This window comes from Desulfuribacillus stibiiarsenatis (assembly GCF_001742305.1).
GTDB classification, from domain to species: Bacteria; Bacillota; Bacilli; order Desulfuribacillales; family Desulfuribacillaceae; genus Desulfuribacillus_A; species Desulfuribacillus_A stibiiarsenatis.
The window spans coordinates 59029-74261 of the sequence record NZ_MJAT01000040.1 but is presented as its reverse complement, the minus strand read 5'-3'; the positions used below and the strand labels follow the sequence as shown (position 1 = coordinate 74261).

Sequence of the window (15233 nt, the reverse complement as noted above, 5' to 3'; positions counted from 1 at the left end):
AATGATTCTATTATTTTACTGGTATACGGATGCGTGTACCTTTGCGCCACTGGCCATCTTCTAAATTTTTATTGGCACTAATTAACTCTAATCGACTGATATTATATTGTTCTACGATGCTATTAATATCATCGTTCTCTTTCATGATATAGTAGCGAATTGGCGTAAAGCGCTCTTCGGTGTTGTGCCATGTTTTCCACCAGCTCTGCTTCTCACTTGCATCTGTCTGTTCCTTCTGTTCCGTTTGCTCTTTTACTGCTTCCTTCGTCTGTGCTTCTTTTTTAGTAGAATCTGTGAAATTCAATTTGATTCTAACAGGCATATCACCAATGTCAGGTTCCGTTCGGACTTGCTCCTCTGTTCTTTCAATCGTTTCCAATTGTTGCTCTTGTTCCGCTTCAAAACTTTCTTCTACTTCTTCAACGGCTTGTTGTTCTTGCACAGGTTGTGGTTGTTGTATAGGCTGCGTTTGCACGGGTTGAACTTGTGGTTCTGGATCTGGTTGTTGTGTAGGTTCTGGTTGTTGAAGTGCTTGCGCCGCTGACCAATCTGCGACTGGTGATTGTTGTTGCACCTTTTGTGCAAGCAGAGCTGCTTGAGTCTCCCTTGCTTCCTCTAACGCTTGTAAATGCTGCTGTTGCGCTAGCCACTCTTGTTCTTGCTGAATCCTTTGTTGCTCTCTATAGTAATCTTGGTCAAAATTCGCGCCTTGCGCTGCTTGTGGGTACTGTTTGAATTCTTTCATCATATCTTGCATATAGTTTTGCATTTCTTGATCATTAAACTGATATTGATATTGCTCATAAGGATTGGCTGACGTCGTTTCCGCTTGATACGGATCGAACGGATTATTTGGGCTATTATCTTCAAGCCAAGGATACATTTGACTTTGAGTTGCATAGCCGGGTGTTGTGTAGTCTTGCGACCAAGGACTCTGGTAATTATATGGATCACTTGCTACTGTCGCAGCTTCTTCTGATCCACTGTGATTCAACGACTCTTGACCAAACGCGTCTTCTACTACATTCACTTGGGAAGAAGGCTTTGGTTCTGGTGTAATCCCTTCCAGAACAATGATGCAACTGACGCTTAATAAGTTCTCACTTCTCATCTCATACGTCAGATCATTCAAATAGATATTAATGTCATCTTCTACTTCTACACGATCCGCCGGAATCATCACTCGTATTGGGAAGGTCTTTTCTAACTTCTGTAACTCTGGTTCAGCCTGTGGAACCCAAGGCTGACTTAGCCCTTGTTGGATATCGGTTTCTGTAGCTTTTTTCTTTGGCTTATATTTTCCTTTTAGTAAGATCATTCCTGTCAAAGAATACATGTTATCTGTTTCTCTGATCTCAACTTTTGGAATTAAATCTATTTCAGTAATTGAATCTACACCTAAACCGATAACTTCCATTTCATCTCTAAATTGAATCTCAAAAACATTCAAACTCATTCCTGCCACACCTCCGAAATATAAAAAAATATACTTATAACAATCGCTAAAGTATATGAAGGAAAAGCAGTAAAAATACCGCCGATTTTTTTCGGCGGTATTTTAAAGGACATTTTTCGATTCTTCAGTTGTGTTGATTTCTATATGATGGTCTATTTAATAAGCTATTTGATGGTCTTTTTCATCGCGTTATATGTTGCTTCAATCGTCTTCGCGATATCTTCGTCTGTATGTACTGTCGACATAAAGCATGATTCATACTGAGAAGGTGCTATATACACGCCTTCTTCTAATAAATATCGATAATATTCTGCAAAACGAGCCGTATCTGACTTCGTTGCCATTTGATAATCCGTTACCTCATGCTCATTGAAGTATAAGCAGAACATCGAGCCGACTTGGTTCGAATAATGTGGAATACCTAGATCTTCTGCATTTTTCTTGATACCATTCGCTAGTTTAATTGTTTGTCTTTCTAATTCTTCGAAGACGCCTGGTTGGCCTAATAACTTTAATGTCGTATAACCAGCAATCATCGCCAATGGATTTCCTGATAACGTCCCCGCTTGATAGATAGAACCAGCAGGTGCTATGTTCTCCATGATTTCACGTTTTCCAGCATACGCTCCTACTGGAAGGCCACCACCAATTACTTTCCCTAAGCAAGTTAAATCTGGGTCGATATTATATAACGCCTGTGCACCACGGTAATGAACACGGAATCCGCTCATTACTTCATCAAATATAAGTAGCGCGCCATATTCCTTCGTGATTTTGCGGATAAATTCTAAATATCCAGGCTTTGGTGTAACTAGTCCCATGTTGCCTGCCACTGGCTCTAGAATTACAGCAGCAATATCTTCGCCAAACTTCTCAAAAGCAAGCTGTAAGCTCTCTTGATCGTTGTAAGGTACAGTCAACGTGTGTGCAGCAATACTCTCAGGCACTCCAGGACTATCTGGTAATCCGAGTGTAGCAACACCCGACCCTGCTTTAATTAATAAGCTGTCTGCATGCCCATGGAAGCAGCCTTCAAACTTCAGAATTTTATTGCGCTTTGTATACCCACGAGCAAGACGAAGTGCACTCATTGTCGCTTCAGTTCCTGAGCTCACAAATCGTACCATTTCCACAGAAGGTAAAATGTCTATTACCATTTTTGCCATTTCTGTCTCAAGCTCTGTTGGTGCCCCATAACTAGTACCTCTACCTGCATAGTCACGGATTGCATCAATTACTTCCGGGTGGGCATGACCATGAATCAGTGGACCCCAAGAACCTACATAGTCAATGTACTGCTTGCCATCAATATCTGTAAACTTCGAACCATGGCCTTCTTTTACAAACACTGGATGAGTTCCAATCGCACGGAACGCACGTACAGGGCTATTAACCCCACCTGGAATCACTTTTTTTGCTTCTTCAAAAGCTTTCGCTGAATTTGGACGATTCATTTACTTAACCCTCCTATGCACTTCTTCCCATGCTTCAATTTCAGGCGTGAAGTATTTTACACGAATTTTTTTGAATTCGCGCACTGAATATAAAGCGTCACGCTTATCAATATGCACTTGTGCTGCCATTTCAGTTAGTATGTTCTCACAATCTTCTTTGTCACGACCATGAATCATTGTAAACACATTAAATGGCCAATCTGGATAGCTCGGTCTTCGATAGCAGTGGCTTACAGAAGAAAACTTCGCAAGTGTTTCGCCAACCTCATCAATGCGATCTTCTGGTGCAGCCCAAACTCCCATAGTGTTCACTTGGAAGCCAGCTGTGCGATGGTGTAATACCGCCGCGAATCTTCTCATCAGGCCAGTAGCTTTAAAGTTCTGTAAATGCCCGACTATATCCGCTACTGATATTCCTAAACGGTCAGCTATTGCATCAAATGGTCGAGTAGTGACGTGTAAGTTTTCTTGTAATTCTCGAACCAGTTGAATCTCTAAATCGGATAACTGATAGTTCTGCGGAGCTGATTGATGGTTGTATACTGGCTCATCACTCATGCTCGTTCCGCCATCACTCTCAAGGTCCAGCTTGACACCGATTTTGAACAGCTTTAACGTCGGTAACAAGCGAATCGAATCAACCCCGGCTAGCTCTCCTAATAGCTCTACCGATTGCTCTAAACCAATATTGCTATTGGGAGGGATAGCAATCGTGAACCATAAATTGAACTCATGGGCACGCTCATAGTTATGACTTACCCCTGGATGTTGGTTAATAATCTCCGCAGCTTTCTCTAAATGGTCAGGCTTTACCTTAGCTGCCACTAAGCTAGACTGATATCCTAAGCTCTTCGTATCAAAAATAGCAGAAATCTGACGTATCACTTTATCCTTCTTTAGTTGCTCAATGCGTTCCATAACCTCTTGTTCTTGAATTTCAAGTAGATTTGCAAGTTCCTGAAAAGGTTGCTCTACTAATGGAAAATGTGATTGTAACAGATTTAATAGCTTTTTATTTGTCTGATCTAATTGTAAATCCATCGTTTCACTCCTAATGTACTAACCTTTTAACCATCTCGCTACGTCTTTTGCAAAATACGTTAAAATAATATCTGACCCAGCACGTTTCATACCTAATAGCATTTCTAGCACTACTGCTTGTTCATCAATCCATCCATTTTGCGCAGCAGCTTTAATCATCGAATACTCGCCGCTAACGTTATAGGCAGCAATCGGCAAATCAAAGTTCATCTTTAACTCACGGATAATATCTAAGTACGCAAGTGCTGGCTTTACCATTAAGAAATCTGCGCCCTCTGCTACGTCACTTGCCGCTTCACGAAGCGCTTCACGAAGATTCGCCGGATCCATTTGGTATGTCTTGCGATCGCCAAATTGCGGCTTAGAATCTGCAGCATCACGGAATGGACCATAGAATGCGGAAGCATATTTCACTGCATAAGACATAATTGGTGTATTTTCAAAACCATTCTCGTTCAATGCTTGACGTAGAGCGTAAATGCGGCCGTCCATCATATCAGACGGAGCCACAATGTCAGCGCCAGCCTTCGCATGAGAAACAGCTACCTTCGCTAAAAGCTCTAATGTCTTATCATTGGTAACATAACTATTCTCTACAATTCCGCAATGTCCTAGAGGATTATACTGGCATAAACACACATCTGTAGCAACAACAATTTCAGGTGATAGTTCCTTAAACTTGCGTATCCCTTGTTGTACAATACCATCTTCCGCATACGCCTCAGAGCTTAATTCATCCTTCGTCTTTGGCAAACCAAATAGGATGACAGATTTAATCGCTAAGCTCTCTAACTCTTGTATTTCCTGTTCCAGCATATCAATCGATAGATGGAATACTCCTGGCATAGAAGGCACTTCATTCTTCTGCTTCTCACCATGCACTAGAAAGATCGGATACATCAAATCATCTACTGTTACAATCGTTTCTCTTACTAGACTACGTAAATTTGCAGTATTACGCAATCTTCTATGTCTTTGAAATGGCTCCATAGTAATCCTCCATTCAACCCAATATAAATGCCAATTGAAATTCTGTTCAATAGGTTTGTTGCTAAACTTCTTATTTTGCGGCAGCTTGAATTGTTGCGTTCACAAGTCCTACTAATGTTGACTCGTCAGCCTCTACTGTTACGATCATTCCAAGCTCTTGACAAGTTTTCGTTGTCATAGCACCAATACTAACGACCTTCACACCTTGGATCAGTGCCATTGCATCTTCACCTGTAGAGCTTAAAGCTTCTACAAAATTAGACGCAGTCGATGAACTTGTAAATGTAATAATTTGAATTCTATTTTCCTGAAGTAGCTCAATTACTTCTTCGACATTACTTGCATCCATCTTCGTCTCGTAAGTATCGATTTCCGTTACTTCTAAGCCCCGTTTCTTTAATTCCTCTGGTAATGTCTTTCTTGCAATATCAGCTCTAGGCAACAATATCTTCTGACCAGGCTTTAATTGATCTTCAATCGAATCGAGTAACCCTTCAGCAATGAACTGTGAAGGCAGAACGTCTACTACAAGTCCGTAGTTTTCTAATAACTCAGATGTTTTAGGTCCTACACATGCAATTTTCGCTTTGCCAAAGGCGCGAATATCAATTTTCTTCTCTTTCAAGTAGTTCATAAAATAGCTAACACCATTCGGACTTGTAAAAATAATCCAATCATACTCCCCAAGCTTCGCTAGTGCATTATCAATTGATTGCACATCGTTTGGAGGTAATATTTGAATGGTTGGGAACTCATATGGCTCTCCACCAAGATCCTCTATCATATCAGATAAGTCACTAGCCTGACTTCTTGCTCTTGTAACAAGAACACGTTGTCCGAATAATGGCTTTTTCTCATACCAGTTTAATTTCTCACGTAAGCGTACAACCTCACCAACAAGGATAATCGCAGGTGACGTGAATTTCGCCTTCTCTACAGTTTCTACAATTGTCTCAAGAGTACCCGTTAATGTCCATTGCTCCGGGCGTGTTCCCCAACGGATTAAAGCTACAGGTGTAGTAGCAGGACGACCGTGTTTCACTAGATTCTTAACAATTGTCGCTAAGTTCGAGATTCCCATGTAAAATGCAATCGTTCCAGTAGCAGTCGATAATTTATCCCAATCGATACTAGATTCCATTTTTTCAGGATCTTCATGACCCGTAACAATCGCAAACGATGAATTGTAATCTCTATGGGTCACTGGTATGCCCGCATAAGCAGGAACAGCAATTCCAGAAGTTATTCCAGGTACAATCTCAAATTCCACGCCATTATCTACTAATAGCTCCGCTTCTTCACCAACACGTCCGAAAATACAAGGGTCCCCACCTTTTAGACGAGTCACAATCTTACCCTCTAATGCCTTGTCAACTAACAGTTGGTTAATTTCTTCTTGGCGTAGCGTGTGACGATCTGGTTTCTTACCTACATAAATCAATTCGCAGTCAGGCTTTGCATACGCTAGTAAACGTGGACTAGATAATCGATCATATACAAGTACTTCAGCTTTTTTCACACATTCCAAACCCTTAACCGTAATTAATTTAGGGTCCCCAGGTCCTGCTCCCACTAAATATACTTTTCCCTTATCCATTACAAATCTCCTTCGCTTCCTTTAATATCTCTTCTGCACCTTCACGAGCTAATAATTGTGCCACTTCAAGACCTAATGCCACAGGATCTGCTCCAGTTCTTGTATGCTTCACAACTTTTGAACCATCTACTTTCGCTACCATACCTGTTAATGTCACTTGAGAGCCATCCCATTCTCCATATGCACCAATCGGCACCTGACATCCACCTTCCAATTGCTTCAGGAATGAACGTTCAGCCATAACAGCTTTCTCTGTTGGTAAATGATTTAAGTGTTGTAGAAGTGCTAACACATCTTCATCATTATCACGGCACTGGATACCTAAAGCACCTTGACCTACTGCTGGCACGCATTGCGTTGGATCAATTGCTTCTGTAATATGGTCACTTTGCCCCAAACGGTTTAAGCCCGCACAAGCAAGAATCACGCCATCTAAATCTAACTCTTGAATTTTACCAATACGAGTGCCTACGTTTCCGCGAATCGAAGTAATCTTTAGGTCTGGTCGTAGGTTTAACAATTGAGCACTGCGGCGTAAGCTGCTTGTCCCAATATTTGCACCCTGTGGTAAGTTCGCAATCGTCATGTTTGCTTCCTTCGCAATCAACGCATCTCTCACGTCTTCACGAATCGTTGTAGCTCCAATGACTAATCCTTCCGGCATTTCTGCTGGCATATCCTTCATACTATGAACAGCAATATCGATTTCCTTATCGATGAGTGCCTGTTCAATTTCCTTTACGAATAGACCTTTCCCGCCAACCTTCGAAAGTGTAACATCAAGGATTTGATCTCCCTTTGTCATGATTTTCTTCACTTCAAACTCATAAGGTAAGTTTAATTTTTCTAACTGACTGATTACCCAATTTGTCTGTGTTAAAGCTAATTCACTCTTTCGAGTCCCAATAATAATTTTTCGCATAGTAGCCTCCGTATTTATAAAATTTCTTGTTGAATCAGTTCATGAATGATATGTTTTGCTTCTTCTATCTTTTTTTCCCGCAAAAGCTGTAATACTGGCATTTCAATCACCTGTCGAAAAAGCTCTCGCCGACGTTGCTCTAATGGTTCATTATGTAATAGCCAACTGCGCAATTGCTGCATCCAATCCAGGAAGATATCGTACTCATCACCAAAGTATGATTCAAGCTCTTGACGCAGGTGCTTGGTTAAAGCAGGGCTTGCACCCGATGTAGAGATTGCGATCTGCAACCGTCCACGATCTACTCGAGAAGGTACAATAAAATCACAAAGTTCAGGCGCATCAATCATATTAACCAATACTGAATAACGTTTGGCATCTTCATAGACCTGTTCATTGACTTGCTTTGAATTCGTGGCCGCGTACGCTAGAAAGGCATCCGCTAAGTCACCACATTGAAACGGACGTTGCACAAATTCAATGCTATTATTTTTCGCTAGATGTTGTAATGTGTCAGTAACTTGCGGGCTAATCACCCGAATGCTGGCCCCATCTTGTAATAGCGACTTGACCTTTCTCTCCGCTACGTTACCTCCACCTACCACAACACAAAGCCTATCTTGCACTCGCAAAAACACTGGATAATATCGTTCCATACTAGTCTCCTATATCCACTGATGAAATGTAGAGACTACTTTCGTTAGCAGGTAATTTAATACTACTGTAGAAAAGCCTATCATGTTCCATATAGCCAGCTTTCTTCCTTGCCATCCTAATGCCACACGGCGGTGCAAATATAACGCATACACGATAAGCACAATGAAACTCATAATAAATTTCACATCAGTCCAGATATAAATATTGTTCATATATGCCCAAATCGTTCCAAGTACTAATGAGATAAACAGAATTGGGAAAGCAACTATAGCTAATAAGTACGAAAACTGGTCTAACTTATCAAGGGGTGGAATTTTTCTAAAGATGTTAGAGAATATCTTTTTCTTTTTTAGTAAATACGTTTGCCATACGTAAAGCCCCGAAAATAGAAATGATATGAAGAACAACCCATAGCTAGCAATGGCAAATACGATATGAATTGTCAAAAGATCTCCTTGTAAAATCTCATTGACTACTGGCTCCGCCTGTTTACTAATAAACATATTGAACATGACAATGCAAAAGCCAATACAGTTCACTATAAACACCATTAAATCCATTTTATAAAAATAGTTAATGACAAGTGTTAACGTAACTAGAATCCACGAGTAGAAAAATAGAGTTTCAAATAGTGTCATGACAGGAATATAGTCAAGCTCTTTCATTCGCAGGTGGAAGAATAATGTTTGAATGATCCAAACACCTATTAAAAAGGAAAAAGCAACTTTATTAACGCGTTTATTGCTATGCAAAAAATCATAAAAATACAAAATCACACTGGCAGCATAAATGAGAATCATCAAATCATAGACCCAAACATAGTTTTCCGCCATGATAAACGCCCTCCTGATTACATTCTTCCAAAGGAAGCAAAATAACTCATTGCTTTCATTGAAGATTTCGGTGCAGCCTTCGAATCTAATTTCACACATTCGCAATCGTAAGAAGCAGCATCCTCTAAACCGAAAATGGTAGCAATCATTTCTAACTGTTCTTTTGAATCCTTATTAGCCGCCATTTCCTTAGCCTGTGTAATCGGGTGCTTAAGTATTTGGTTAATGACACTTTTCGTATGCTTGCGAATTACCTTTTTCTCACGCTCTGTTAAATCTGGTAGCTTATTAAACAAGCTTTCCATTGTGTTCTCATAGATATCATCCGTCTTGTGTTTTAAAGCCTTAATCAACGGAATGACCTCTAATGTGTTTAACCACAATGCAAAGTTATTAATTTCTTCATCGATAATTAGCGAGATTTGGTCAATTTCTTTCTCTCGCAGCTTTTTATTAGCTTCTACTACGCCCTCTAATTCATCAATATCATAGAGAAACACGCCTTCGACATCGTTAATTGCCGGGTCAAGGTCGCGCGGCACAGCTATATCAATCATAAATATTGGACGATTTTTTCTACGTTTCATAACATCTTTCATCATAGGCGCATCCACAACGTAATCCGTAGCTCCGGTAGAACTAACTACAATATCAACGTCTGCCAGGCAATCTTGAATGTTCGCCCATTCCACAGCTACACCTTTAAACTTCGTTGCTAATTCCTCAGCTCGGTGGAATGTTCGATTGACTACATAGACTTGCTCTACACCTGAACTATTCAAATGCTTCGCCGTTAACTCACTCATCTTCCCGGCACCAATAATCAGTACTCGCTTGTCTGTTAATTGTCCGAAAATCTTCTTCCCAAGCTCAATCGCGGCATAGCTAATAGAAACCGCATTTTTCCCAATATCGGTTTCTGTGTGTGTGCGTTTCCCAACAACGATAGCCAGTGGCAGAAGTTGCTTTAATATTGTTCCCATGGCATTATGCTCTAGTGACATGTCATACGCATCGCGTACTTGACCAAGGATTTGCGTCTCTCCTAAAACCATTGAATCCAGCCCACAAGATACCTTGAATAGATGCCTTACTGCATTTTCTCCGGAATGAAAGTACAAATACTTACGAAATTCGGAGCGATCAATACCAAATTGCTCTTGCAGAAACACCATAATATGCTGTTCGCCGCAATGTATATGGTCGACTATACAATAAATCTCAGTACGATTACAGGTTGCAACTAAAGCGCATTCTAAGATACTATGCATGGCACGAAGTTTTTCTAAAGCAGTTGGAACTTCCTGTTGTTGAAAAGTAAACTTTTCTCTTATCTCGACTGGTGCCGTTCGATAGTTCAATCCGGCCGCTAATATATACATCGTTTCACCCCATTATTCCGCTATTACAAAATAATGCCTTCTTTATCTCAACAGCGTTACCATGATCCCATTTCTTAAACGGGAGATCTGGTGCCGCTATGTTTCGAAATAAGTGCGACTAAGGTTCATCTGGTGTCAAACTCCATCTGAACACAAGTCTTCTTTATATTATAGCACTCAAAAAAATTCAAAGTATGTATGTTTTGTGAACAAATTACTGCAGAAATAAGGCACAAATACTATAATACTAAATTATTGACTCGAAGTCCAAGTGAACACAAGAAAAAAACACCTTTCGGTGTTTTTCCCCTATGATTCTGGTTTTTGAATTTGTCGTTCTTCGCCTTTTTTCTCAGATGATGATTGTTCTTCTTTCGGCGAATCACCTGGCTTCTCTGTTTTCTCTTGCTCTGAAATTGGCTTGAGCAGTTCTCCAAAGGGTTGCCCACAACCAATGACAAAAACAGAGAGTAATATTGTAACCAGTACTACATAACCCTTACGTTTCGAAAACAAATTATTGTGTTCTGCCATTTCCTTGATTGCCCATTTCTGTACCTCTAGGTTGTGTTCCACCTTGAGTTCCTGGTTGTTGCATTCCACCTGGTTGTTGTGGTGTACCAGGAGCTTGTTGTTGCTGTTGCTGCATACCAGGCTGCTGCTGTTGTCTTTCTTCAGGTCTTTGCGCTGGTTGGCAAGCGATAACCGTTGTAGCAACAGTAACTAAAGCGATTGCTAATGCTAACATCTTCTTCATTTTCATAATGATCACCTCTTATGTAGTATAGTTTGGAAGATCATTATGTAGTTTTACCCTTTTATAATTTTTCATGTAGATTTTTTTTGGAAATTATAGGATTTACATTCAACAAAGACTAATACCAAATCGGCATTAGTCTTTGTCTTTATTGTAACCTTTTGAAGGGTGTTACACTATTTTGCGGCAGGTACTTCCCAAGGCTTCGCACCTACGACAACTTTTTGGCCTTTCTTTTCATAAGCAGCTCTTTCCCAAGGCCAGATGGACTCGAAATCAGCTTTTTTATCGCCAACTGTGTCTTTCTTTTGAGCCCAGATATATTGCTCAGGCTTTAGTCCAAAGCTACGACCTTCGCTATCCATGTTGAAGATATGCTGTTTTGTAGCTGCTCTTCCACCTTCATTGTTCCAAGCGCCAAAGCCATATTTACCCCACCCTGTAGCTCCATCTAGAATCTTCATATACTCTTGTGCAGTTCCAAAGTGACATTTCGCGCATGTTTCTACAGGTGATACTTTAGTTCTTATCTTATTTGGATCATTTCCTATTGTATGAGCATCGTGGCAATCAAAGCAAGCCATTGACGCGTGAGCTGTTCCTGTTTTGCCTTTAATATGGTCTTGTAATCTCATATCCATATCCATCTGATGGTCACGACGGCCTTTACCATCAATTGATACTTGACGGTTTCCGTCACCCCAAGCTGGACGAGTATAGTTCATTACATCCATGTAATCATGCTTACCAAGGATAAATCCACGGCTATCGTTCGGAGCTTTGCTGTCTCCAGGGTACATAATATTACCAGATGTACGAGTATGGCATTGCTCACAAACCATTTTACGAGTTGGGTCTCCAACTTTTAGCGAAGCAGGGTTAATAATATTAGACTTACTAGGCGCTTTCGCGTGCTCTCCACCGGCACCATGGCAAGCTTCACAAGCTATACGGCTATCAGCTACGAAAATTTCTCTTAAATCTTCACGCTTGCCGTCAATAAAGTCTTTCTTCGCTTGATCCCATTTCACTGGGTCAAAACCTGTCGTATGACAAGTTACACAACGCTCTTGCCATGACCAGAATTCACCATAAGTCTTAATAGAATCGGCTTTAGGTGCTAATTCTAACGTTAAGAACTTGTAACCCGCACGAGCTTTGTTTCCTTCAAATTTGTAAACTTGTGATTTATCGATAGTCCATGATATACCGCCATCTTTCGTAGTTGAGATATACGCATCTCTTGGTCCACCGTCATAATAAATCGCATATCTTTGTTTTCTTACTTGCCCAACAATCCAATCTACTTCTTTCCAGTCATATTTCTGAACAGTTACATAAATTCTGTTGTTATCCTTAGGATCAACTCTGTCAAGAATCATATGAGTGTCTAGAGTAGACCACTTCTCTTTAGCCCAAGGGAAAATCTTCGCAGAGAATTGATCTCCGTAAGTTGGTCCTGGGTTTGTCTTCTTAGTATGCCAAGAAGTTTCCCAATGTTTCATTGCGTCTGTGTGACACATTGCACACTTTTCCGTTCCTGCAAACGTATCCATACCTGTCATTGCAGTTAATGGACTTGCTGGAATGGTGTTAGACACCGGCGTTACTGGTACTGCTGGTGTTGATGGACCTGGTGTTTGTGTTACTGGCTGTGACTCTGGCATTGCCTCTAATTCACAACCTACAAACACTAGTCCAGCGATTACGACCAACATCGTAAGTACTAAAAGTTTTCTAGCCATTATTCTCCCACCTTTTTTAAGTATGATTTCATATTTGATTCACATTTTCATTTTCTCATATGTCACAATTCTGTCACATTGTCATATGTCATGAGTTCAACAGGAACTTTCGGGCATTATTTTGCCGTTTTATCACTTAAGTTAGAATTAGTTTAAAGTGCTGATTTATAGCGCTTTTGTACGGCGATTTCCCTTACTTTTTAAGGGGGTTTTTGATATAATCTATCTCAGCCGTGAATAACATGAATCTTCCGAGGTGGTCGTTACGTTATTTAATTTTTTTACACTATACTTTCAGCAAGTCCTCTTTATTTATGGGTTGGCATTTTTCATGATGGGTTTTGCCATTACTTTGCAAGCTAAGAACTTCAGTACCATCCCACTTGCAAAAAGTTTAAAATATTTAGCTTTGTTTGGAATTGTTCATGGATTAGTAGAGTGGGGGCATTTCTTCATTCCGATGCTAGAAAATCATCCAGATGCGAAAACTCTTCATGTCATGTACCAATTTACCTTTAAAGTCTTTATTACAGCATTATCGTACTTTTTTCTATTTTTATTTGGTTCCACCCTATATGTAGAAACAAAGAAAAAATCCATAGAAATAACCCCTATGGATTCTACAAATTCTATAAAAATTCGTACTGTTTTCTTTATCATTCGTTATGCTCCATATGTTATGTTTAGCTTATGGTTGTTCTTCTTCATTATTACAAGGCTCTTTCTTTTTACAGATGTAAATGAGTGGAGAACTGTAAGTAATACATGGTCCCGATATTTATTATGCTTACCTGGGTCAATTCTAGCTGGTTATGCGTTATACCTTCAGGTACCCGATCTATTAAAGAATCAGTTAGAAAAAACGATTCCATTAGTTAAACGACTTGGCGTTGTTTTCTACTTATATGCTATAGTAGCAGGAGTCGTGGTACCTGAGACTTTCTTCTTCCCTTCTAACATTATTAATGTAAAGAGCTTTTTCGAGGTAACGGGTATCCCAGTACAAATTATGCGCGCTCTTTGTGGGGTTCTTATGGCCTACTACTCAGTTCAGATTTTGAAAATATTCTCTCATGAAATGCATATCCGCGTAGAAACAGCTGAGCGCATTAACGCCATTCACGAAGAACGGAATCGATTCTCTAGAGACTTACATGATGGAATTATTCAGTCTGTTTATGGCGTAGGTTTATATATTGAAAACGTCCCTTCTCAAATCGATAAAGATCCAGAAAAAGCGAAAGAACACATACACGTGGCAATTGATCGCCTCAATGGAGTTATCAAAAAAATTCGTCAATATATTAACGACCTACGAGAGCATCCTGAATATAATCAGAGTCATCTACTTAGTAGTATTCTAGAAATGATTCATGACTTTAAAGAGTATTCAAACATTATGTTACAATTCCAGTATGATAAAGAACTAGAATATACCAATATTTCTGTAGAAAAGCAGAAAGAATTTCAATTAGTCATATTTGAATTACTAACAAATGTAATCAAACACGCAAATGCTACTCAAGTTTCGTTAGAAATCCAAATTAGTAACAATACACTATGTTTACGAATTGAAGACAATGGAATAGGATATTCTCTATCAGAGCTTCAAGATCAAATGAACATCAACGGACATAAACAAGGCCTGAAAAACGTAAAAGAACGTGTTGCGCTTCTACGAGGGAGCATTGATATCGATGCGAAAATCAACGAAGGAACAAAAATTACAATTATAATTCCAATAGGGGATGTGAGTTAGAATGACTGCAAAAATATTACTTGTAGATGATCATGAATTAGTTAGATTAGGCTTGAAAACATTAATTGAAAAAGAATCAGATTTAGTCGTAGTCGGAGAAGCTGCAGACGGAAACGAAGCGATTCAAAAGTATATGGAGTTACGTCCTGATATTACATTAATGGATATTCGCATGCCAAACAAAAATGGTATTGAAGCTTGTAGAGAAATACGTGATCAATGTAATGCCGCAAAGGTACTAATGGTAACTTCTCATGCCGATGATGATGCGATGTTTTCATCAATTATGGCTGGTGCGGTAGGTTACATTAAGAAAGAAATCGGTTCGAATGAGCTAGTATCTTCGATTCGAAAAGCTTTAGATGGTAGCCCACTGATTGATCCCGTTACTACGCAAAAGCTAATAGAAAAGGTCAAGCAAAACACGCTTCACGAGCAACTAACAGAGCAGGAAAGAGAAATCCTTAGTTTAATTGGAGAAGGTAAGACTAACAAGGAAATCGCTCTTGTATTGTGTCTAGGAGAGAAAACAGTCCGTAATTACGTAAGTAATATCTTTAGTAAGTTAAACTTTACCAATCGTTCTCAGGCCGCAGTCTACGCAGTGAGAAAGAATATGTTTGATAATATATAGCAGGTA

General features: G+C 39.7%; 14 protein-coding genes. 2 read left to right on the top strand and 12 right to left on the bottom strand.

All coding sequences use genetic code 11. From position 1 onward, the window contains the following. Positions 1-10: 10 nt before the first annotated feature. The 12 genes from BHU72_RS14995 to BHU72_RS14940 all read right to left on the bottom strand — a co-directional run bounded on the left by BHU72_RS14995 (position 11) and on the right by BHU72_RS14940 (position 12834). On the bottom strand, positions 11-1456 hold the full coding sequence (locus BHU72_RS14995; RefSeq protein WP_069703440.1) for a LysM peptidoglycan-binding domain-containing protein: 1446 nt from the start codon (positions 1454-1456) through the stop codon (positions 11-13). A 164-nt stretch (positions 1457-1620) separates the two neighbouring features. Continuing rightward, a complete protein-coding gene (gene hemL, locus BHU72_RS14990) occupies positions 1621-2910 on the bottom strand; it encodes a glutamate-1-semialdehyde 2,1-aminomutase (RefSeq protein ID WP_069703439.1) in 1290 nt (429 codons plus the stop codon). Then, positions 2911-3951 (bottom strand): siroheme decarboxylase subunit alpha, encoded by a 1041-nt coding sequence (gene ahbA / locus BHU72_RS14985; protein WP_069703438.1) that lies wholly within the window; start codon positions 3949-3951, stop codon positions 2911-2913. It abuts the gene before it with no gap. 18 nt (positions 3952-3969) lie between these two features. Continuing rightward, entirely contained in the window at positions 3970-4941 is a 972-nt protein-coding gene (gene hemB / locus BHU72_RS14980) for a porphobilinogen synthase (protein ID WP_069703437.1), read from the bottom strand. A gap of 70 nt (positions 4942-5011) precedes the next feature. Further along, the gene (cobA, locus tag BHU72_RS14975; RefSeq protein ID WP_069703436.1) at positions 5012-6538 is read right to left on the bottom strand and encodes a uroporphyrinogen-III C-methyltransferase; all 1527 of its coding nucleotides are present in this window, start codon (positions 6536-6538) and stop codon (positions 5012-5014) included. Beyond that, positions 6531-7460 carry a hydroxymethylbilane synthase gene (gene hemC / locus BHU72_RS14970; protein ID WP_069703435.1) on the bottom strand — a complete coding sequence of 310 codons (930 nt, stop codon included), beginning with the start codon at positions 7458-7460 and terminating at the stop codon, positions 6531-6533. Before hemC ends, cobA begins: the two co-directional genes overlap by 8 nt. A 14-nt stretch (positions 7461-7474) precedes the next feature. After that, positions 7475-8116: a precorrin-2 dehydrogenase/sirohydrochlorin ferrochelatase family protein gene (locus tag BHU72_RS14965; RefSeq protein ID WP_069703434.1), complete on the bottom strand. Its 642-nt coding sequence runs from the start codon at positions 8114-8116 to the stop codon at positions 7475-7477. A 9-nt stretch (positions 8117-8125) separates the two neighbouring features. Continuing rightward, the gene (locus BHU72_RS14960; RefSeq protein WP_069703433.1) at positions 8126-8950 is read right to left on the bottom strand and encodes a cytochrome C assembly family protein; all 825 of its coding nucleotides are present in this window, start codon (positions 8948-8950) and stop codon (positions 8126-8128) included. Between the two features lie 17 nt (positions 8951-8967). Further along, positions 8968-10332: a glutamyl-tRNA reductase gene (gene hemA, locus BHU72_RS14955; RefSeq protein ID WP_069703432.1), complete on the bottom strand. Its 1365-nt coding sequence runs from the start codon at positions 10330-10332 to the stop codon at positions 8968-8970. A 309-nt stretch (positions 10333-10641) separates the two neighbouring features. Beyond that, on the bottom strand, positions 10642-10848 hold the full coding sequence (locus tag BHU72_RS14950) for a hypothetical protein (RefSeq protein ID WP_218076160.1): 207 nt from the start codon (positions 10846-10848) through the stop codon (positions 10642-10644). Between the two features lies 1 nt (position 10849). Next, entirely contained in the window at positions 10850-11095 is a 246-nt protein-coding gene (locus tag BHU72_RS14945; protein ID WP_069703430.1) for a hypothetical protein, read from the bottom strand. A 170-nt stretch (positions 11096-11265) separates the two neighbouring features. Then, positions 11266-12834 (bottom strand): multiheme c-type cytochrome, encoded by a 1569-nt coding sequence (locus BHU72_RS14940; protein WP_069703429.1) that lies wholly within the window; start codon positions 12832-12834, stop codon positions 11266-11268. Positions 12835-13165: 331 nt separating this feature from the next. Between BHU72_RS14940 and BHU72_RS14935 the strand changes: the two genes are divergently transcribed. After that, the gene (locus tag BHU72_RS14935) at positions 13166-14593 is read left to right on the top strand and encodes a sensor histidine kinase (protein WP_069703428.1); all 1428 of its coding nucleotides are present in this window, start codon (positions 13166-13168) and stop codon (positions 14591-14593) included. A 1-nt stretch (position 14594) separates the two neighbouring features. Continuing rightward, a complete protein-coding gene (locus BHU72_RS14930; RefSeq protein WP_069703427.1) occupies positions 14595-15227 on the top strand; it encodes a response regulator in 633 nt (210 codons plus the stop codon). The last annotated feature ends 6 nt before the right edge of the window (positions 15228-15233 follow it).

Coding starts and splice junctions, on each gene's coding strand:
- BHU72_RS14995 (WP_069703440.1), bottom strand. CDS start 1,456: ATGAGTTTGAATGTTTTTGAGATTCAATTTAGAGATGAAATGGAAGTT.
- hemL (WP_069703439.1), bottom strand. CDS start 2,910: ATGAATCGTCCAAATTCAGCGAAAGCTTTTGAAGAAGCAAAAAAAGTG.
- ahbA (WP_069703438.1), bottom strand. CDS start 3,951: ATGGATTTACAATTAGATCAGACAAATAAAAAGCTATTAAATCTGTTA.
- hemB (WP_069703437.1), bottom strand. CDS start 4,941: ATGGAGCCATTTCAAAGACATAGAAGATTGCGTAATACTGCAAATTTA.
- cobA (WP_069703436.1), bottom strand. CDS start 6,538: ATGGATAAGGGAAAAGTATATTTAGTGGGAGCAGGACCTGGGGACCCT.
- hemC (WP_069703435.1), bottom strand. CDS start 7,460: ATGCGAAAAATTATTATTGGGACTCGAAAGAGTGAATTAGCTTTAACA.
- BHU72_RS14965 (WP_069703434.1), bottom strand. CDS start 8,116: ATGGAACGATATTATCCAGTGTTTTTGCGAGTGCAAGATAGGCTTTGT.
- BHU72_RS14960 (WP_069703433.1), bottom strand. CDS start 8,950: ATGGCGGAAAACTATGTTTGGGTCTATGATTTGATGATTCTCATTTAT.
- hemA (WP_069703432.1), bottom strand. CDS start 10,332: ATGTATATATTAGCGGCCGGATTGAACTATCGAACGGCACCAGTCGAG.
- BHU72_RS14945 (WP_069703430.1), bottom strand. CDS start 11,095: ATGAAAATGAAGAAGATGTTAGCATTAGCAATCGCTTTAGTTACTGTT.
- BHU72_RS14940 (WP_069703429.1), bottom strand. CDS start 12,834: ATGGCTAGAAAACTTTTAGTACTTACGATGTTGGTCGTAATCGCTGGA.
- BHU72_RS14935 (WP_069703428.1), top strand. CDS start 13,166: ATGATGGGTTTTGCCATTACTTTGCAAGCTAAGAACTTCAGTACCATC.
- BHU72_RS14930 (WP_069703427.1), top strand. CDS start 14,595: ATGACTGCAAAAATATTACTTGTAGATGATCATGAATTAGTTAGATTA.